The 18,300-nt window shown below is 67.0% G+C and carries 22 protein-coding genes; 9 read left to right on the top strand and 13 right to left on the bottom strand.

Features of this window, described 5'->3' with window-relative positions; translation table 11 throughout:
- Nucleotides 1–243 precede the first annotated feature (243 nt).
- The 3 genes from AC3A6P_RS05300 to AC3A6P_RS05290 all read right to left on the bottom strand — a co-directional run bounded on the left by AC3A6P_RS05300 (nucleotide 244) and on the right by AC3A6P_RS05290 (nucleotide 2,793).
- On the bottom strand, nucleotides 244–1,167 hold the full coding sequence (locus tag AC3A6P_RS05300; RefSeq protein WP_487689219.1) for a tyrosine recombinase XerC: 924 nt from the start codon (nucleotides 1,165–1,167) through the stop codon (nucleotides 244–246).
- 54 nt (nucleotides 1,168–1,221) lie between these two features.
- Nucleotides 1,222–2,070, bottom strand: a complete 849-nt coding sequence (locus AC3A6P_RS05295; protein WP_487689398.1) for a siderophore-interacting protein — start codon at nucleotides 2,068–2,070, stop codon at nucleotides 1,222–1,224.
- Between the two features lie 69 nt (nucleotides 2,071–2,139).
- Complete coding sequence (locus AC3A6P_RS05290; RefSeq protein ID WP_487689217.1) at nucleotides 2,140–2,793, bottom strand: cytochrome b; 654 nt, start codon at nucleotides 2,791–2,793, stop codon at nucleotides 2,140–2,142.
- 77 nt (nucleotides 2,794–2,870) lie between these two features.
- On the opposite strand from AC3A6P_RS05290, the gene AC3A6P_RS05285 reads away from it, so the two are divergent.
- Nucleotides 2,871–3,833, top strand: coding sequence for a GlxA family transcriptional regulator (locus AC3A6P_RS05285; protein ID WP_487689215.1), 963 nt, complete (start codon nucleotides 2,871–2,873; stop codon nucleotides 3,831–3,833).
- Nucleotides 3,834–3,840: 7 nt separating this feature from the next.
- Here the strand turns inward: AC3A6P_RS05285 and AC3A6P_RS05280 are convergent, their stop codons facing one another.
- Nucleotides 3,841–4,911: an NAD(P)H-dependent amine dehydrogenase family protein gene (locus tag AC3A6P_RS05280; RefSeq protein WP_487689213.1), complete on the bottom strand. Its 1,071-nt coding sequence runs from the start codon at nucleotides 4,909–4,911 to the stop codon at nucleotides 3,841–3,843.
- A 103-nt stretch (nucleotides 4,912–5,014) separates the two neighbouring features.
- Here AC3A6P_RS05280 and AC3A6P_RS05275 point away from each other — a divergent pair, with 103 nt between their 5' ends.
- The 7 genes from AC3A6P_RS05275 (at nucleotide 5,015) to AC3A6P_RS05245 (ending at nucleotide 10,221) form a co-directional block, all read left to right on the top strand.
- Nucleotides 5,015–5,617, top strand: coding sequence for a TetR/AcrR family transcriptional regulator (locus tag AC3A6P_RS05275; RefSeq protein ID WP_487689211.1), 603 nt, complete (start codon nucleotides 5,015–5,017; stop codon nucleotides 5,615–5,617).
- A 69-nt stretch (nucleotides 5,618–5,686) separates the two neighbouring features.
- Complete coding sequence (locus AC3A6P_RS05270; protein ID WP_487689209.1) at nucleotides 5,687–6,382, top strand: hypothetical protein; 696 nt, start codon at nucleotides 5,687–5,689, stop codon at nucleotides 6,380–6,382.
- Between the two features lie 217 nt (nucleotides 6,383–6,599).
- A complete protein-coding gene (locus tag AC3A6P_RS05265) occupies nucleotides 6,600–8,132 on the top strand; it encodes a nitric oxide reductase activation protein NorD (protein WP_487689207.1) in 1,533 nt (510 codons plus the stop codon).
- Nucleotides 8,129–8,911, top strand: coding sequence for an AAA family ATPase (locus AC3A6P_RS05260; protein WP_487689205.1), 783 nt, complete (start codon nucleotides 8,129–8,131; stop codon nucleotides 8,909–8,911). Before AC3A6P_RS05265 ends, AC3A6P_RS05260 begins: the two co-directional genes overlap by 4 nt.
- 16 nt (nucleotides 8,912–8,927) lie before the next feature.
- The gene (locus tag AC3A6P_RS05255) at nucleotides 8,928–9,056 is read left to right on the top strand and encodes a hypothetical protein (protein ID WP_487689203.1); all 129 of its coding nucleotides are present in this window, start codon (nucleotides 8,928–8,930) and stop codon (nucleotides 9,054–9,056) included.
- 113 nt (nucleotides 9,057–9,169) lie between these two features.
- Nucleotides 9,170–9,775, top strand: coding sequence for a hypothetical protein (locus tag AC3A6P_RS05250; protein WP_487689396.1), 606 nt, complete (start codon nucleotides 9,170–9,172; stop codon nucleotides 9,773–9,775).
- A 20-nt stretch (nucleotides 9,776–9,795) separates the two neighbouring features.
- The gene (locus tag AC3A6P_RS05245; RefSeq protein WP_487689201.1) at nucleotides 9,796–10,221 is read left to right on the top strand and encodes a hypothetical protein; all 426 of its coding nucleotides are present in this window, start codon (nucleotides 9,796–9,798) and stop codon (nucleotides 10,219–10,221) included.
- Between the two features lies 1 nt (nucleotide 10,222).
- Here the strand turns inward: AC3A6P_RS05245 and dprA are convergent, their stop codons facing one another.
- The 7 genes from dprA to rplS form a co-directional block, all read right to left on the bottom strand.
- Nucleotides 10,223–11,380, bottom strand: coding sequence for a DNA-processing protein DprA (gene dprA, locus AC3A6P_RS05240; protein ID WP_487689199.1), 1,158 nt, complete (start codon nucleotides 11,378–11,380; stop codon nucleotides 10,223–10,225).
- Nucleotides 11,377–12,888, bottom strand: a complete 1,512-nt coding sequence (locus AC3A6P_RS05235; RefSeq protein ID WP_487689197.1) for a YifB family Mg chelatase-like AAA ATPase — start codon at nucleotides 12,886–12,888, stop codon at nucleotides 11,377–11,379. Before AC3A6P_RS05235 ends, dprA begins: the two co-directional genes overlap by 4 nt.
- The gene (locus tag AC3A6P_RS05230; protein ID WP_487689195.1) at nucleotides 12,888–13,265 is read right to left on the bottom strand and encodes a YraN family protein; all 378 of its coding nucleotides are present in this window, start codon (nucleotides 13,263–13,265) and stop codon (nucleotides 12,888–12,890) included. The genes AC3A6P_RS05235 and AC3A6P_RS05230 overlap by 1 nt, the downstream gene beginning before the upstream one ends.
- Nucleotides 13,266–13,484: 219 nt before the next feature.
- Complete coding sequence (locus tag AC3A6P_RS05225) at nucleotides 13,485–13,790, bottom strand: DUF2469 domain-containing protein (protein WP_019346355.1); 306 nt, start codon at nucleotides 13,788–13,790, stop codon at nucleotides 13,485–13,487.
- 43 nt (nucleotides 13,791–13,833) lie between these two features.
- Nucleotides 13,834–14,547, bottom strand: a complete 714-nt coding sequence (locus AC3A6P_RS05220; protein ID WP_487689193.1) for a ribonuclease HII — start codon at nucleotides 14,545–14,547, stop codon at nucleotides 13,834–13,836.
- Nucleotides 14,548–15,417 carry a signal peptidase I gene (gene lepB, locus AC3A6P_RS05215; protein ID WP_487689191.1) on the bottom strand — a complete coding sequence of 290 codons (870 nt, stop codon included), beginning with the start codon at nucleotides 15,415–15,417 and terminating at the stop codon, nucleotides 14,548–14,550.
- Between the two features lie 61 nt (nucleotides 15,418–15,478).
- The gene (rplS, locus tag AC3A6P_RS05210) at nucleotides 15,479–15,820 is read right to left on the bottom strand and encodes a 50S ribosomal protein L19 (RefSeq protein WP_487689394.1); all 342 of its coding nucleotides are present in this window, start codon (nucleotides 15,818–15,820) and stop codon (nucleotides 15,479–15,481) included.
- Nucleotides 15,821–16,136: 316 nt separating this feature from the next.
- Between rplS and AC3A6P_RS05205 the strand changes: the two genes are divergently transcribed.
- Nucleotides 16,137–17,075 (top strand): serine hydrolase, encoded by a 939-nt coding sequence (locus AC3A6P_RS05205; RefSeq protein ID WP_487689189.1) that lies wholly within the window; start codon nucleotides 16,137–16,139, stop codon nucleotides 17,073–17,075.
- Here the strand turns inward: AC3A6P_RS05205 and trmD are convergent, their stop codons facing one another.
- Both trmD and rimM read right to left on the bottom strand, forming a co-directional pair.
- Nucleotides 17,076–17,753, bottom strand: coding sequence for a tRNA (guanosine(37)-N1)-methyltransferase TrmD (gene trmD / locus AC3A6P_RS05200; RefSeq protein WP_487689187.1), 678 nt, complete (start codon nucleotides 17,751–17,753; stop codon nucleotides 17,076–17,078).
- A 6-nt stretch (nucleotides 17,754–17,759) separates the two neighbouring features.
- The gene (gene rimM, locus AC3A6P_RS05195; protein WP_487689186.1) at nucleotides 17,760–18,290 is read right to left on the bottom strand and encodes a ribosome maturation factor RimM; all 531 of its coding nucleotides are present in this window, start codon (nucleotides 18,288–18,290) and stop codon (nucleotides 17,760–17,762) included.
- Between the last annotated feature and the right edge of the window lie 10 nt (nucleotides 18,291–18,300).

The following is an 18,300-nucleotide window of genomic DNA, read 5'->3' as shown; positions in this document are numbered from 1 at the left end:
CTCGACGGTCGATCTGCGCGCGTCGATATGCTGCCCCTTTTGTTTCGACCGATGGGGCGATCCTAACCGGCCCGGCAGACTGGCCGCATCGGCGAGTTGAGGAAACGCCCCCCGGCAGCCGCGGTCTCGCGAGTCCGTCGACGTGCTGCTGGAGGCTCCCTGAACCCATCGTGGACTCGAACCCGAGCGCGGCCAACTCGCATTCGCACCGGCCCCTGACGTGCGACGACGGGCCGTCAGGTTTCAGGCCCGGGGATGGGCTTGATCGTGCACCGCACGCAACCGCGCCACCGTGACATGGGTGTACAGCTGAGTGGTGGCCAGCGTGGAATGGCCCAGCAGTTCCTGCACGATGCGCAGATCGGCGCCGCCCTCCAGCAGATGCGTGGCCGCGCTGTGCCGCAGACCGTGCGGGCCCATGTCCGGAGCTCCGTCCACCGCCGAGACGGTCTGATGCACGACGGTGCGAGCTTGCCGGGCATCCAGTCGGCCCCCTCGGGCGCCAAGGAGCAGCGCCGGCCCGGAGTTCCGGTTCATCAACGCGGGTCTGCCGTCGGAAAGCCACACCCGCAGCGCATCTTCGGCGGGTTCACCGAACGGGGCGGTGCGTTGTTTGTCGCCCTTGCCGAGCACCCGCAGCAGCCGCCGGTCCAGATCCACGTCATCGACGTCCAAGCCACACAGCTCGCTGACCCGGATACCCGTCGCGTACAGCAGTTCGACGATCAGACGGTCCCGCAGGGCAAGCGGATCACCTTCCTGCGCACCGGTTTTGGCGGCAGCCATGGCGGCCAGCGCCTGGTCCTGACGCAGCACCGACGGCAGTGTCCGTCGAGCCTTGGGCACTTGCAGTCGCGCGGCAGGATCGGTCTCGAGCAGTCCGCGCCGGGCCGCCCAGGCGGTGAACGTCTTGACCGCCGAGGTACGCCGGGCCAGGGTGGTGCGCGCGGCCCCCGCGCCGGCCTGCGCGGCCAGCCAGGCCCGCAGCACCGGCAGGGACAGGTCTCTCAGGCCTGCGGTCGGCGCGCGTTCGGCGGCGAACTCGAACAGTGACCGCAGGTCGCCGAGATAGGCACGTTGGGTGTGCGGCGAGCGGCCACGTTCCAGCGCCAGGTACTCGGCGAACTCATCGAGCACCTGTTCGAAGTCGTCTTCTCCGCGCGGCACTCCCCTACCGTCGCAGACGCCGGCCCCCGAGCGGCTCAGGTCACCTGCGCGTGTCTATCCCTCGCCACCCTCGGCCTTGGCCAGTTCCTGCTTCCACTGCCGGAACGTCTCCTCGGTGCGGCCGCGGCGCCAGTATCCGGAAATCGATGCCCACTTGGCGTCCACACCACGTTCCTTACGGATGTACGGCCGCAGGTTGTGCATCACCGCCTGCGCCTCACCGTGAATGAAGACGTGCACCTGACCGGGGAGCCAGGGTGCGCTCTTGACGGCCTCGATCAACGGGGCGTGGTCGCCGGCATGGTCCTCGGGTACCAGGTCCGCGCGCCCACCCCGGTAGATCCAGTGCACCTGCACGCCTTCGGGCGCGGGCAGGGGCAGCTCGTCGTCGGGTCCGGCGACCTCGATGAACACCTGCCCCGTTGCGTCGGCGGGCAGTGCGTCCAGCGTCGAACTGATCGCCGGGATGGCGGATTCATCGCCGGCGAGCAGATGCCAGTCGGCGGCCGGGTCGGGCGAGTAGGCACCGCTCGGTCCCAGCAGATAAACGCGTTCAGCCGGCTGCACCCTGCCGGCCCACGCGCCGGCGATGCCGTGGTCGCCGTGGGTCACGAACTCGATGGCGATCTCGCGGGCCCGGGGGTCGGCGTAGCGCACGGTGTAGGTGCGCAGGGTCGGCTGGTCGTGCGCCGGGAGTTTCTTGAAGCTGTCCATGGTCAGCGGGGTGGGCAACGAGGCCATATCCACCGCGGAAGGGATGAACAGGATCTTCACGTAGGAGTCGGCGAACTCGCTCGGAGTGAAGGTGTCGAATCCATTGCCTCCCAGAACAACTCGCACCATATGGGGTCCCAGTTGCTCAGTTCGCACTACTTCGAACGCGTGTAGTGGTCGGCCCGCCACATCGCCTCCCATCGTCGTTTGCTTAGACCATCGACTATACGAGCCGGGCGAGGCGCAGCGGTTGGTCCCTCACAGCATGCGGCGCAGCTCACCATTGCGACGGAACACCGTGTGGCGCAACACCAGGGCGACGTGCACCCCGATGATTCCGAGAAACACCACCTGCGCGGTGATGTGCAACCAGAGCCAGTCCACGCTCACCGCCACCAGGAGCAGGCCCGACACGGGCACCAGAAACAGCGAGGTGAGCAGGAGCTTCTCGGCCGCCGACTCCACCGTCCGTTCCCGCGCCGAGAGGTAGGGCGCCCACGGGGGAAGCGGAGCGGTGGTCCGCCACAGCACCCGCGCCAGCCCCAGAGCCAGCAGCGTCACCCCCAGGAGTACGTGGGCTTCGGGCAGGGAGATTCCGTCGCGCACACCCGCGCCGCTGAGCAGGTCGGACACCGCCACACCCACATAGTCGTCCTCCCGCGCATCGAGTTGATCCTCCAGGCCGTCGATGTACGCGTCGAACGCATCCTCACTTGCCTCGCCACCACGCTCGGCTGCCTCCTCACCGCGGTCCTCGAGTTCGTCGATGCGCTCGTCCTCGCGATCGATGGCGGCGTCGTCGGCCTCCATGGTGAGGCCGACGCCGAACTGCGCGGCGACGGCGAGCACGGTGGCCCAGTGCAGCAGCTTGGTGACCGCGCCGTAGCCGTGCGGACCGTTGCGCAAACGCATGCTGGTTACTGTCCCGCGACGCTCACTGTTTTGTTGGCCGAACCCGATCCCGACTACCTTCAGCTAGACTGAAGCTTGTGCACACAGTGGTGGTGGTTGCGTTACCCGACACCGTGGCGTTCGATCTCACCGTGCCCGTCGAGGTGTTCGGGCGCGTGAGGCTGCAGTCGGGCGAGCCGGCCTATCGTGTGGTGGTGTGCGGGCTCGAACCCGAGGTGGGCGCGGGCCCGTTCCGCATCGTCACCGACCGCGGCCTCGATGCGCTGGACCAGGCCGACACCATCGTGGTGCCCGGCCGCAACAACGTGACCACCCCGCCGCCGCATCCGGTGGCGGGAGCGCTGCACGCCGCGTTCGCCCGTGGCACCCGAATCGTGTCGATCTGCTCCGGCGCCTTCACGCTGGCTGCCACCGGCCTGCTCGACGGTCGCCGGGCCACCACACACTGGGTCGGCACCGAGGCATTCCGGTCGATGTACCCGAAGGTGCTGCTCGACCCGGATGTGCTCTACGTCGACGAGGGGCAGATCTTGACCTCGGCCGGCGCATCGGCGGGCATCGACCTGTGCCTGTATGTGGTGTACCGCGACCACGGCGCGGCCGTCGCCGCGGAGGCGGCCCGCCTGTCGGTGGCTCCGTTGCACCGACGCGGCGGTCAGGCCCAGTTCATCGTCCAACCCGTCTCTCCTCCTGCGGGTTTCGGTCCCCGCCAGGATCTCGACGACGTGCTCGGCTGGATCGAGTCCCATGCCCATCGCGAGCTCACCCTGGACGAGATCGCCAGGCAGGCGGCCTTGAGTGTGCGCACACTCAATCGACGGTTCCAGGCCGCAACCGGCCGGACTCCGATGCAGTGGGTGACCAGTGTCCGCGTGCGTCATGCTCAACAACTGTTGGAGACAAGCGATCTGGGGGTGGAGTCGATCGGGCGCCGCGTCGGGTTCAGTTCAGCGGCGAACTTTCGGGAGCAGTTTCGGCGGCTCACCGGGGTTCCGCCACGGCGCTACCGCGAGTCGTTCCGCGGTCCGCTGGCGGGTTGACCCGGCTTCACCACATGAGCCCGCGGATCAACTCCACCGGTGGGATGTCCTCGAGCGCGATGAGCCCGTGCGGCGCGCGGCACACCCAGTCGATCGCGTTGACCACCCGTGCCGCCGTCGAAAGGCAGCCGGCATCGGTGAGGTCCATCGCCGGGTGAGACACATGGGTGTTGAGCACCACGCGCGGTTCGCCCTCGACGATCACCCGGTGTACACCCGGCTGGTTGTCGGGCGGATATTCCCAGTCGGGTGCCGAGGCGGCGGTGAGCCGGTTGATGTGTTCCATGGTGATCACGGCAACCCCGTCGCGGACACCCTCTACCGCGAACCGGACCGCCGCCATCTGCCCCGGTTCCACCGTCGTCATCGGGCACTCGATGCGCTGGTCGGCGAACCAACGCTGCGAACGCTCGCGAATCTCGTCGAGCTCGATACCCAGTTGGTCGGCGAGATTGCGTATCAGGCCTCCCCACATGGACGCGATGACGCCCGGCATCAACGCCAGCGGTGTCTCCTCGGATGTGGAACCGAAACCCATTGTGACGCCCGTGAACTCGTAGTCGTCATAATTGCCGTAGTCGAAGATCTCCTGCACAGTGACCGACCTGGCCCGGGTGACGAGGCTCAGCGCGCTGTGCACTTCGGTGTCGCCGGAGTAGCCCGGATCGATACCGTTGACGAACAACGACGTGTTGCCGGTCTTGCACGCTGCCACCAGAGGAGCACACAGCCAGTCGTCGGCGAAGCGGGGAGCCACCAGCCACACCATCGACGTGGCGACTACGTTGACACCGGCGGCCAGAAAAGCCGACATCTGTTCGATTGCGACCGTCGGACGGGTCTCCCCCTGGGCGGTGTACACCACGCAGTCGGGCCGCAGCGCGATCAGTGCGTCGATGTCATCAGTGGCCAGAATCCCCGTCGCCTCGTCGAGGCCGCACAGTTCGGCGGCGTCGCGACCGATCTTGTCCGTCGCTGCGGCGTGCACGCCGACCAGTTCGATATCGGGCCTTCCGATGATGGCCCGCAGGGAGTGGCGTCCCACATTGCCCGTCGAGAACTGGACCACTCGGCGCATCTGTCCCCCGATCGCGGCAGTGGATACCTCCGACCAGAGTCAAACACAGATCCCGGATCGTACGGGCGTTTCACCGAACAGCGGCACGGGTTATCGTCGCACCATGGCAGTGGTGGACCGACCTTCGGCGCGAGAAGCCAAGCGTCTGCAGACGCGCGAGCGGTTGATGGGAGCCGCCATCGCGGAGTTCAAACGGTCCGGCATGGCTGACGCCGACGTCCGCGCGATCGTGGCCGCCGCGGGAGTTGCCCACGGCACCTTCTTCTTTCACTTCCCCACCAAGGAGCATGTACTGCTGGAACTGGAGCGGCGCGAGGAGGAGCGCATCGCCAAACAGCTCCGGCGTTTCGTCGCGGCGGACAACACGCTGTCAGAGATCCTGGACGAGGCCGTCCGCCTGGTCGTCGGGCTGGAGCGCCGACTCGGGGCCGTGTTGTTCAAAGACTTCCTGGCCCTTCACTTCTCCCAGAAGCGGCCGCAGACCGAAGGCACCGGCGACCACCCGGTGGTGGTGGCCGTCGGACAGGAGATCGAACGTGCCCAGGCCACCGGTGAGGTCGATCCCGACGTCAACCCGTTGAACAGCGCGGTGTTCTTTCTGCTCGGGCTCTACGCGCTGTTGACCACCACGCACGGCTGGGCGTCCCAGACCGCGCTGCTCGACGACTACGTGGTCAGGACGATGCGCAGCATCGAAGCGCGCTGATTGGTTGACTTAAGTCAGTTCGGGTGCCACTCTCGAGGCCGGGTTCATCGGCATCGAGGGGACGTTCACATGCCTGCATCAAGCCTGCACCGAACCGGCATGGGCCTGGATGAGCACCTGGAGCAGTCGCAGACCGCTCAACGACAGGCTGACAAGTGGCTGATCTCCGGCAGTTTGCTGATCGGCACCGCCGCCCTGGGCGTCCTCGGACTTCCGCTGTTTCTGCGAGGGGTGTGGTTGTTACGCCGGGCCCAGCGCGACGGCCTGACCGTGCGGCCCATGCTGGTGACGTTGATCGGATATCTCGTCATCATCGACGCTGCGATCAACACGGTTGGGTGGGCGTTGGACCTGGTGGCGAACCACACCCTGCTGGCCCGCGTACTGCTCAACGGCTGGGGAAACATGTTCGACGCCGGGTATTTCTGGCATTACAACGAGCTCTGGCTCGGTGGTGCCGCCGGACCCGGGGAGAAGGCACTCGAGGTGGGGCTCATCCTCACGGTGTTCACCATGCGAATCGCCGCAGCGATCGGCTTCTTGCAGATGAAAAGGTGGGGCCACCAGTGGATGATCATCACCTGCTGGATGGGTGTGGTGATCTGGTGTACGTACGTGTTCAACATGACGATGTTTGCCGACGTTCGGTTCGCCGGCACCGTGCTGCCGGTTGTCGGTTGGTGGCTCTATGACATCTTCTACATCACACCGTTCCTGGCCATCCCCTACCTGCACTCGGTGAACCGGGAGATCTTCTCCGACTGAAGCGCTCTACTTATTGACTTGAGTCAGTGAGATTGTTAGAAAGAACGGGCCGGGCGCGGGGGTGGCGACATCAGTGACATCGCCTGGCAGACCGGGAGGTTCGAAGATGGACTGGATCTGGGAGATCCTGCGTTACGTCGCGGCCTGGGGCGGCACCGGGTTGATCATCTGGTTCTGGTACTGGATGTTCTCGAACCTGGGCACGTTCTGAGCCGTCGTGACCGAGGCCGCAGATACACGCGCACAGAGCCTTGAACGCACCTGCGCGGTCACCGCGGTGGCACTCAGCGGCGGCCGCCGGCGGGGCGTGCACCTGGTGACCGGGCGGCAGCGACATTTCGGTGTCAACGTCGCAGTCGATACCGTCCGGGTGCCCTACCCCCCGCCCGTCCCGGAGTGGACCCGCAGGTCACTGACATGCGGTGTGGCCCTGCAATGTTCACCGTCCAAAGAGCGGCTGACCCGGTACCGGCTCAACGAGCTGTCGGCCCGCGAGCTGCGCGCGTTGGCCCTTGTCGAGGCCGGCGTCGCCGCGGGATGGATCGCGGCGAACTGGCCCGGACTGCTGCCCGAGGTACGCCATCAGCTCCCCCATCTCGAGATCACGCCCGCAGACACCGAGGCCGCCGACATGCTCGCCACTGCCGTCGCGATGGCCCGCACCGACACGCCGCTGGAGGTGCCGCCACTGATCGGCTCGCTGCCCTTGGCCTTCACCGCGCCGCAGGCGCTCTCGGACAAGCTGCGCCGCACGTTCGGCAGGATGCCCTGGACTTCCACGCAAAAGCGCCTTCCCCGCGCGCATTCGGTACCCGTCGGCGGCGACGGCGGCGTGCGCAACCCCAACCTGCCGCCACCGAGCCGGCCAGAGGACAACGACCTCGACGTCACTCCCCAGCACCGCCCGGGCATCCCGTACCCGGAATGGAACACATGGACCGACAGTTTCCTCCCCGATCACGTGGCGGTGCTGGAACGAGCACATCGCAACCGGCACCGGCCACCCGGTGCGGTATCGGCAGAGCTGCGAAAGTGGTTCCAGCAGCCCACTCATCGTGTGATGCGGGGCGGACTGGAGGACGGTTCCGACCTCGACGTCGACCGCTACGTCAGTCACTACATGAACTCACTCACCGGGGAGGCCGGTCAACCCCGGTTCTTCCGTGCGGAGACGCGCAGCGACCGTGATGTCACGACGGCGCTGCTGCTCGACGGCAGCTCCTCGCTGGGCGTCCACGGCGGCCAGATCTTCTCACTGGAACTCGCGTGCGCCGACGCGTTGTCGCGCGCCATGACCGCGGCGCACGAGCGACACGGCATCTTCACCTTCACCGGCAACACCCGGCATCGCGTCGAAGTGAACTGCCTCAAAGACTTTCATGACCGCCGGTTCGTCCCACCCGGCAGCCTCGGCCTGGTCACCGGTGGGTACACCCGCCTCGGGGCGCCGCTGCGTCACCTGACCCACCGGCTGGCCGCCCAGCCCTCCCAACGCCGACTGCTCATCGTGCTGGGAGACGGGCTGATGTCCGACGAGGGCTACGAGGGTCGCTACGCCTGGGCCGACACCGCCCATGCCGTCGAAGAGGCCGCCGACGCCGGGGTGAGCGTGTACTACGTCGGTGTCGGACCCACCCGGGTAGATCCGCTGCCGGAGGTGTTCGGCCCGAGGCGTTCTCAGCGGATTCGCCGCGTCGAGGATCTGCCGCGGGTGCTCGCCCATGTCCACCGCGAGCTGGTCACCGCATGACCACAACGACCTATCTCGCCCACGGCACCGAGGTCGAGTTGTTCGAACGGGCCTTCCATCAACGACTTCCCGTGATGCTCACCGGCCCGACCGGCTGCGGGAAGACCCGCTTGGTGGAGCACATGGGCGCACTGCTGGGGCGGCCGGTGGTCACGATCAGCTGTCATGACGACCTCACGAGTTCGGATCTCGTCGGGCGGTTCCTGGTGACCGGTGGCGACGTGGTGTGGAACGATGGTCCGCTGACCCGGGCGGTCAAAGCCGGTGCCATCTGTTACCTGGACGAGGTGGTCGAGGCCCGGCAGGACTCCCTGGCCATCCTGCACTCACTGACCGATCACCGGCGCACCCTGTATCTGGACCGAGCCGCCGAAATAGTGTCCGCACCAAAAGATTTCATGCTGGTGTGTTCCTACAACCCGGCATACCGCAGCTCCCTGAAGGAGCTCAAACCGTCGTTTCGGCAACGGTTCGTCACCTTGGCGATGACCTACCTGCCGGCCGCGCGCGAAGCCGAGGTGCTCGTCACCGAGGCGGGCGTCGACCTGGCCGTCGCACACCGGCTGGTGCGCTGCGCCACCGCAATCCGAACTGCCGACGAGGTGTTCCACTTCGAGCCGCCGTCCACCCGGACGCTGGTCACCGCCGCGCAACTGATCGCGGCTGGGACGACCGAACCGGAAGCCGCCGAAGTCTGCATGCTCGCCCCACTCTCCGGCGACGGCGCCGTGACCGACGGACTGCGAGAGATCGCGGCGGCCGCCCTGGCAGCCCTCTAGGAAAGGAGTACCAGCCATGGACCAGAAGGAGAAGAAACGCAAGCGGGCGTTGATCGTCCTCCAGATCGTCATCTACGGCTACCTGCTTGCGATGTTCCTCATCCAGCTCTACATGTCCTTCACCCGCGGCTGGTGGGAGTTGTGAACCTCCCTGGGCTCAGCACCGGCGCCGGCAACAGCGGGCACGCGGTCGCCACCGCGGCCCTCGATGACCACCACGATGCATCGCGTGCCGCCCAGCGCCGCGCGGACAAGTGGATGATCGTCGGCGCCGCGCTGATGGGCATGTGGGCACCGGGCCTGATCGGCTTCCCCATCTTCATGCGAGGTGTGTGGTTGCAGCGCCAAGCGCTGCGCGCAGGTCTGTCGGTGCGTCCGATGATCGTCACCCTGATCGGCTACCTGGTGTTGATCGACGGGATGCTCAACAGTCTGGGCTGGGCACTGGATCTGGTGGCGAACCACACCCTGATCAACCGTGTGCTGATGGTGGGCTGGGGCAACATGTTCGACGCGGGGTACTTCTGGCATTACAACGAGGCGTGGGTGGGTGGCGCGGCCGCCCCCGGCGAAAAAGCCTACGTCGCCGGGCTGATCTTCACGGTCTTCGCCATGCGCGTCGCGGCAGCGATCGGCTTCCTGCAGATGCGCCGATGGGGTCACCAATGGATGATCGTCACCTGCTGGATGGGCGTGGTGATCTGGGCGGCGTACGTCTTCAACATGACGATGTTCGCCGACGTGCGCTACGCCGGTGTGGTGTTCCCGGTCATCGGGTGGTGGCTCTACGACATCTTCTACATCACCCCCTTCCTGGCAATCCCTTATCTGCACACGGTGAATCGCGAGATCTTCACCGACTGATCCGTTGAAGGAGCATCGCCATGACCACCTCATCACCCCTCAAAGACGCTGCGTCCGAAGCTCTTCCGCCGGGGACCACCCCGTACTACGCGCGGATGCACAAGTACATCAAACGAGCAGTCCTGGTGTGCCTCGTGGCATTGGTGATCGAGGGCGCGTTCACCCTGCCCTTCATGGCGGTGTGGTACGGCTACCCCACATTGAGCCTCACCGAGGTGTGCAGTGAGCTCCTCAAGGTCCGCTACTCCGATGACACCCTGGAGTGCAAACACCCCTACCCCCCGCTCGGACCGCCCGAGGGCGCCGAGGGCAAGGACACTGCTCAGGACATCTGGGGTATCCAGCCGGTGCCTCAGTACAACCGCATCGGCTTCCGCGAACTGGTCCGCATCCACGAGGAGCGCGAAGCGCGTCAGGCCGCCGAACAGCAGTCGAACACACCCTGAGTCACCCTGCCATCGTCGTTGATTTCGTGATCCGCCACCTCCCCTCGTGGCGTTCCAGTAGCCCGCCGAGCTCCAGCAGTGCGAGTTGACCGAGTACCTGCACCGCGGGCACACCGGCGGCGACCGCGATCTCCTCGGCTGACCGGGCACCCCGCCTGGGCAGCGCCTCGTACACCCGCTGCTGCAGCGGGTCGAGGCCGTCCAGTGCGGTGACCGGCCGTGCTGGTTCCTCGGCCAGCTCACCGATGCGACCCATCACCTCGACGATCTCCTGGGCGCGCGTCACCAGCACCGTCTCCCGGTGGTGACGAAGCAGTTCGTGACAGCCCGCCGACGCCGCTGAGGTCACCGGGCCGGGGACCGCGCACACCGTGCGCCCGAACGTCCGAGCCCACGCCGCAGTGTTGGCGGCACCGCTGCGCAGGCCGGCCTCCACGACAACCGTAGCGCCAGACAGCGCGGCCACCAGCCTGTTTCGCGTCAGGAAGCGATAGCGCGCCGGCCGCACGCCCGGTGGGTACTCGCTGAGCAGCAGGCCGCTGCCGGCGATGCGGTGCAGCAGCGCCGAGTGCCCCGCCGGGTACGGCACATCGATACCACCGGCGAGCACCGCGACCGTAACCCCCTCGCACGCCAACGCCGCCCGGTGCGCGGCGCCGTCGATACCGAACGCGCCACCGGAGATCACCGCGACGTCACTGTCGACGAGTCCGGCCACCAGATCGGCAGTCACCTGCTCGCCGTAGGTGGTGCACGCCCGCGTGCCGACCATGGCCACCGCACGGTCGGTACGATCCGCCAGGTGCTCCGGGCCGATGGCCCACAACACCAGCGGTGGGTGGTCCTCGGGCTTGCGTTTGCCGTCCGAACGATGCCCATCGAAGGCCAGCAGCGCCCACTCGGGCCACTGCTCGTCATCCGGGGTGATCAATCGGCCACCACGACGCTTCAGGATCTCCAGATCATCAGCGGCGCTGTCGATCTCATGCCTGGCCCGCACGTGGCCGAGCAGCCCGTCGTCCACCTGTCCGCGGCGCACTCGTTCCGCCGCCTCGACGGGGCCGACTTCGGTGACCAGGGCGGCCAACGGTGGGCACGGCGGCTCGGCCACCCGGGACAGATACGCCCAGGCCAGTAACGCGGTGCGGTCCTCGCTCATCGCGCAGCCCCCGGCTGGCGAAAGCTCAACGCCATTCCCACATCGGCCAGGTTCGGCATCGCTCGGCCGCCCAGATCGGCGAGGGTCCAGGCGACTCTCAAACAGCGATCGACGCCCCGGATGCTCAACAGGCCACGGTCCAGCGCCGAGGCCAGTGGCTCCATGACCGATTTCGACGGCCGGTAGCGCCCTCTGCGCAGCAGCACGCCGCTGACCTCGGCATTGGTTCGGATCCCGTGGGATCTCCAACGCGCGGTAGCCGCTGCCCTGGCCGCCGCGACCCGTTCCCGCACAACGGCGGTGGGTTCACTGTCTTCGACGTTGAAGGCCGTGGTGCGTACCGGTTGCAGTTCGACCCGAAGATCCACCCGGTCCATCAGTGGGCCGGACAGCTTGCCGAGGTAGCGCCGCTTGTTCGCGGGAGCACACAGGCAGTCCCGCGGATCCGCCGGCGCGCACGGGCACGGATTGGCGGCCAGGACAAGCTGGAACCGGGCCGGGTAGTGCGCCACACCGTCACGACGAGCCAGGCGAATTTCGCCGTCTTCCAGCGGGGTTCGCAATGCCTCCAGCACACTCACACCGATCTCGGCGCATTCGTCGAGGAACAGGACGCCGCGGTGAGCCCGGCTGATGGCCCCCGGGCGCGCCATCCCGGATCCCCCACCGACCAGCGACGCGACACTCGAGGTGTGGTGCGGCGCCACAAACGGCGGCCGGGTGATCAGCGGCGTCGACTCCGACAACACCCCAGCCACCGAATGAATGGCCGTCACCTCCAGCGACTCCGACTCGCTCAACGCCGGCAACAGCCCCGGAAGCCGTTGCGCCAGCATCGTCTTGCCCACCCCCGGCGGGCCGGTCAGCATCAGGTGATGCGCCCCGGCTGCGGCGACCTCCACCGCGAACCGCGCCTGCGTCTGCCCCACCACATCGGCCAGATCCGCCGCGGACTCCACCGCCGGCGCCGCCACCGGGACCCGGCCGGGCAGCTGACCGCCCTCCAGCCACGCGGTGAACTGCCTCAGGCTGCTGACTCCGTAGACCTCGATACCGTCCACCAGACTGGCCTCGGCCAGGTTGTCCACCGGCACCACCGCCGCCTTCCAGCCGTCCCGCTGCGCCGCCAACAGCGCCGGCAACACCCCGCGCACCGGACGCACCCGGCCATCGAGTGCCAATTCACCCAGCAGCACACACTTTTCGAGTCGGTGCCACGGCTTCCCACTCTCGGCCGACATCACCGCCGCAGCCAGCGCCACGTCGTACACCGATCCCATCTTCGGCAACGTGGCCGGCGACAACGCCAACGTCAACCGCGACATCGGCCAATTCCCACCACTGTTGGTGATCGCCGAACGCACCCGATCTCGCGATTCCTGCACCGCCGCATCCGGCAGCCCTACCAGGTGAACTCCCGGCAGGCCGGAGTTGATATCCGCCTCGATCTCCACCGTCTCACCGGCCAGCCCGCGCACCGCCATGGAGAACGCCCGCCCCAGCGCCATCACCCCACCCCGACCACATGGCTGAGTTCCGGCTGCGGTGACCGACCCACCCGAACCCCGATCACGTCGATACGCACACCCGCCCAGCGCCGGTCCTGGCCGGCCAGCCACAACGACGCCAACCGACGCAGCCGGCGCACCTTGGCCGCCGTCACCGCCTCGGCCACCCCGCCGAAACCGTCCCCCGAACGCGTCTTCACCTCGACGAACACCACCGTGTTCGACGACATGTCCGCAGCCACGATGTCCAGCTCGCCGTACCGGCAGCGCCAGTTCCGGCTCACCACCTGCAGACCGGCGGCCTGCAGGTGCTCCACCGCGAGCTGCTCACCGAAGGCACCCAGCTCGGTCCGGCTCAGAGAATTCCGAATAGTCATGCCCGCAGACTGCGACCGTCCGCCGACATCGTGCACCCGCACACTGCCGGATCCGCGCTCAGCGGCCCCAGTTATCCACAGTCAGAACACCATCCACAGGGCGGCACGAACATCCGGAGTCTGCCGGGGCTCCTCCGGTTCCACGAACCAACGGCCCCTGCGGCTCATTCACGCCCGGGTTTCGACGTCGACCCACCCCGGTGCCGGAGTTGTCGCCGCCTACTCCGGCAGCCGCAGCTCGGGCTTTTCGACCTCTTCGATGTTGACGTCCTTGAAGGTGATCACCCGAACCTGCTTGACGAAACGTGCCGGGCGGTACATGTCCCACACCCAGGCATCGGCCAGCCGCAACTCGAAGTACACCTCGCCGTCGGAGTTGCGTGGGATCAGTTCGACGCTGTTGGCCAGGTAGAACCGACGCTCGGTCTCCACGACGTAGCTGAACTGGCCGACGATGTCCTTGTATTCGCGGTACAGCGAGAGCTCCATCTCGGTCTCGTACTTCTCGAGATCCTCAGCGCTCATCGGTCCAGCTGTCCTTCATGTCGGTCAGTCCCCTCATCTTGTCCTACCCGAAGTCGGTGCGCTGTTCCAGCACAGCGTCCACGTCGGCAAGCTCGGCCACCTGCATACCCGCCACCCGGCGCACGTTGATGAACGAGCGCCGGTGCTGCGCGCACGGCCCCAGTTCGGCGAGGGCGGTGCTGTGGGCGGCCGTGCTGTATCCCTTGTGCTCGGCGAAACCGTACCCCGGGTGCTCGGTGTCCATCTTCACCATCAGCCGATCCCGGCTCACCTTGGCCAGCACGCTGGCCGCGGCGATACACGCCGCCGCGGCATCACCGGAGATCACCGGCAGCGACGGCATCGGCAGGCCGGGCACGCGGAACCCATCGGACAGCACGTAACCGGGCCGCAGCGCCAGACCGGCGACGGCCCGGCGCATGCCTTCGATATTGGCGACATGCACTCCGCGCCGGTCCACCTCCGTCGACGGGATGAACACCACGTGATAGGCCAGGGCATAGCGCCTGATCAGCGGGAAAAGCCGCTCCCGCTCCTTTTCGTTCAGCTTCTTGGAATCGTCGAGACGCGCCAAGCTGGTCAACCGGTTGGGTCCCAGCACACAGGCTGCCACCACCAAGGGACCGGCACAGGCACCGCGGCCCACTTCGTCCACCCCGGCCACCGGTCCCAGGCCACCCCGATACAGCGCAGATTCCAGGGTGCGCAGACCCGCTGACTTGCGGATCACGGTGCGCGGCGGCCAGGCAGCAGGCACTCAGGCACCTTGACGGGACTCGGCCCCTAGTACGGGGGCGGCCGCCGTTTGGGGATCGAATGTCGTGACACCACCCCAGCGCGACGGCGGCCATGCGATGAACCGCGCCTTGCCGATGACGTTCTCCACCGGGATGGTGCCGTTCATCGGGTCACCCGTGCAGATCAGGCCCTTCTGGGCATCCACCGGTGAACTGGTGCAGTGTGCGCGGGAATCGGCCGAGTGGGTGCGGTTGTCGCCCATGACCCAGAGGCGGTTCTCCGGTACGGTCACCGGTCCGAACTCGTTACCCAAGCAGGGGTACACCGCCGGGTCGGCCATCATGGTGTTCGGGTCGAGGTAGGGCTCGTCGAGCGCTCGGCCGTCCACCGTCAGTCCGGTGTCGGCGCGGCACTCCACTGTCTGGCCGCCGACGGCGATGATGCGCTTCACCAGATCGTTTTCGTCCGGGGGGACGAAGCCGACGAAGGACAGCGCGTTCTGCACGGCGCGAATCGCCGGGTTGTCCGAGCGGATCGACTTGTATCCCACACTCCAGGACGGGGGTCCCTTGAAGACGATGACGTCGCCGGGTGCGGGATCGGTGAACCGATAACTCAGCTTGTCCACCATGATCCGGTCACCCACACAGCCGGGACAGCCATGCAGCGTCGGTTCCATGGACTCCGACGGGATCAGGTAGGGCCGCGCCACAAACGTCAGCATCACGTAATAGAGCACGAGAGCGATGGCAACCAGAATCGCACCTTCGCGCAGAGCGGAGTGCTTCTTCTTGGGCTTCTCGTCGTCGGCGGCGCGATCCACCTCATCGGCGAGATCGGTCTGTTCGTCAGTCCGATCGGGGTTGGCCGAGTCTTCGGTTTCGGTCACGGGATCAGCGTAGTCAGCGTCACCCGGGACCGGAGTATGCGGCGCTCAGGAGCGCGCAAGGTCAGCGCTTTTCCTTGATCTTGGCCTTCTTGCCACGGAGGTCGCGCAGGTAGTACAGCTTGGCGCGCCGGACGTCACCGCGGGTCAGCACCTCGACCTTGTCGATGTTGGGCGAGTGCACCGGGAAGGTGCGCTCGACGCCGACGCCGTAGCTCTCCTTGCGGACGGTGAAGGTCTCACGGATGCCACCGCCCTGACGACGGATGACGGCACCCTTGAAAACCTGGATGCGCTCCTTGGTGCCCTCGATGACCTTCACGTGCACGTTCACGGTGTCGCCGGGGCCGAAGGCCGGGATGTCGTCGCGCAGCGACGCCTGGTCGACGAAGTCCAGCGTGTTCATCGGTGACTCTTCCTTGCGGTCGCGGCCGCGGACAGCGCCCCGCACACTGTGCAAGACGGATCCTTGGCCGATGGGTCGGGCTTTCGGTCTATGTCGCTGCAGGCGATGCTTCGAGCCCGCGCAGACAACTTGTCAATTGTGCCAGACGCGGCGCACGCAATGAAATCGTGTCCTGAACGAGCCTCCTGCGAGGCGATGACGAGGCTGGCTATCCACGCCTGGGTGAGCCTATGCGATTACTCTGGTTTGACGGGCGGGCTTCAGTCATACAGGCCCCGGGGCGCCCACAACAGAACCTTCCGCATCGAGGAGAAGCATGCGTCGGCGGGCGTCACTACTGGTGAAGGGGACAACGGCCCTCATCAGTACAGCTCTGGTCGCCAGCTGTTCGGCCTGCGAGGCCAGGGTGTACGGCTCCCCCGGTCACGACAGCCCGGCCGGCCCGCAGATGTCGGTGGTGGCGCCGCAGGCTCCCGCCGAGGCGGCCGGCAGCCCGGCCGTCCAGTCCGCACCATCGTTCAACGGTCTACAGTCCCGCGCCGATCAGGCGGTGGCCGCAGCCTCCGAGGAAGGCGCCGATATCGGCGTCATGGTCCTCGACCGCGAGACGCGCGAGCAGGTGTCCGCGGGACGCACCTCCGGCTGGGCCACGGCGTCGGTGGTCAAACTGTTCATCGCCGACGATCTGCTGCTGCGCGAGCCGAACCTCTCACCCGAGGATCGCAAGTCACTCGATGTCATGCTGCGTTCGTCGGATGACAGCGCCGCCGAGGTCTTCTGGAATCGTGGTGGTGGCAGTGCGATCGTGAACCGCGTCACCGCCCGTTACGGCTTGGCCGACACCTCCCCGCCGGGCAACGGCCGGTGGTTCAACACCATCACCTCGGCGGCGGATCTGGTGCGGTACTACGACATGATGCTCGCCGGAAAGGGTGGTCTGCCCCCGGAACGGGCCAGCATCATCGTCAACAACCTCGCCGCCTCGACACCCACCGCACCCGACGGCACCCAGCCCGGCGGCATCTACCCTCAACGCTTCGGGATCCCCGAAGGGCTGCCCGCCGAACGGGTTGCGGTCAAACAGGGTTGGATGTGCTGCATCGGATCAGACTGGATGCATCTGTCCACCGGCATCCTGGGCCTCGACCGCCGCTACATCATGGTGATCTACGCCTTGCAGCCGGTGGGAGCCGAGGCGGCCCGGAAGACCATCACCCAGGCGGTTCGATCTATGTTCCCCGCCGGCAGCGTCTAGCTAGCCGAGCAGGTCCGGGCGCCGTTGTCGGGTGCGCTCCTCGGCGGCTTCGCGGCGCCACCGCGCCACCCTGGCGTGATCGCCGGACAGCAGCACTTCAGGCACATCGAGCCCACGCCAGCTCGGCGGGCGGGTGTAGCTGGGCCCTTCGAGGAGCCCGTCGGAATGTGAATCCTCTTGGTGCGACTTGGGATTGCCGATCACATCCGGTAGCAGCCGGATTACGGCTTCCAGCATCACCAGGGTCGCCACTTCCCCGCCGTTGAGCACGTAATCACCGATGGACACCTCTTCGACCCGCATCCGCCGGGCCGCATCGTCGGCGACGCGTTGGTCGATGCCCTCGTAGCGACCGCAGGCGAACACCAGATGCGATTCAGCGCTCCAGCGTGCCGCGGTCTCCTGCGTGAACAGCCGGCCCGCCGGCGTGGGAACCACGAGAAGCGTTTCCGGGGAACAGATCTCATCGAGTGCAGCACCCCAGATGGGGGCCTTCATCACCATGCCGGGGCCACCGCCGTAGGGCGAGTCGTCCACGGACTTGTGCACGTCGTGGGTCCAGCGCCGCAGGTCGTGGACCCCGAGTTCGATCCGGCCCGATTCGATGGCCTTCCCGGGCAGCGATTGCCGCAGCGGAGCCAGGTAGTCCGGGAAGATGGTGATGACGTCTATCCGCACGGCGCCTCAGGGAAGATCTTCGATGGCCAGCAGCCCGTCGGGCGGATCTATCTCGATCACGCCGTCGGTCAGCGACACCCTCGGCACGATCGCGGTGACGAAGGGGACCAGTATCTCGCGTCCCTCAGGGGTTTTCACCGACAGGAGTTCACCCGCGGCGGTGTGCAACACCTCGGCGACGGTGCCGACGCCGGCGCCGTCCACGGTGCGCACCGAAAGACCCTCGAGTTGATGGTCGTAATACTCGTCGGGTTCGCTGATGGGCGGCAGGTCGTCGGAGTCGACGAGGAACAGGGTGCCACGCAACGCGTCGGCGGCGTCGCGATCGGCGACGCCGGCCAACCGCACGAGCAGCCGCCCTCCGTGCTCACGCACGGAGTCGACGACGAAGTCCCGCTGCGCTCCCCCACGGGATGCCCTGCCGCGCAGGGTCTTTCCGCGCGCGAAGCGGCCGCCGGGATCATCGGTGCGCACTTCGACCACCACCTCACCGGTGATGCCGTGCGCCTTGACGATACGACCGACGACCAGCTCCACGAGCTTCTGC

It is taken from the genome of Mycobacterium sp. Soil_C_30 (assembly GCF_057656995.1).
Note: the sequence above shows the minus strand (reverse complement) of the source record. Positions and strands in the feature narration are given on the sequence as shown.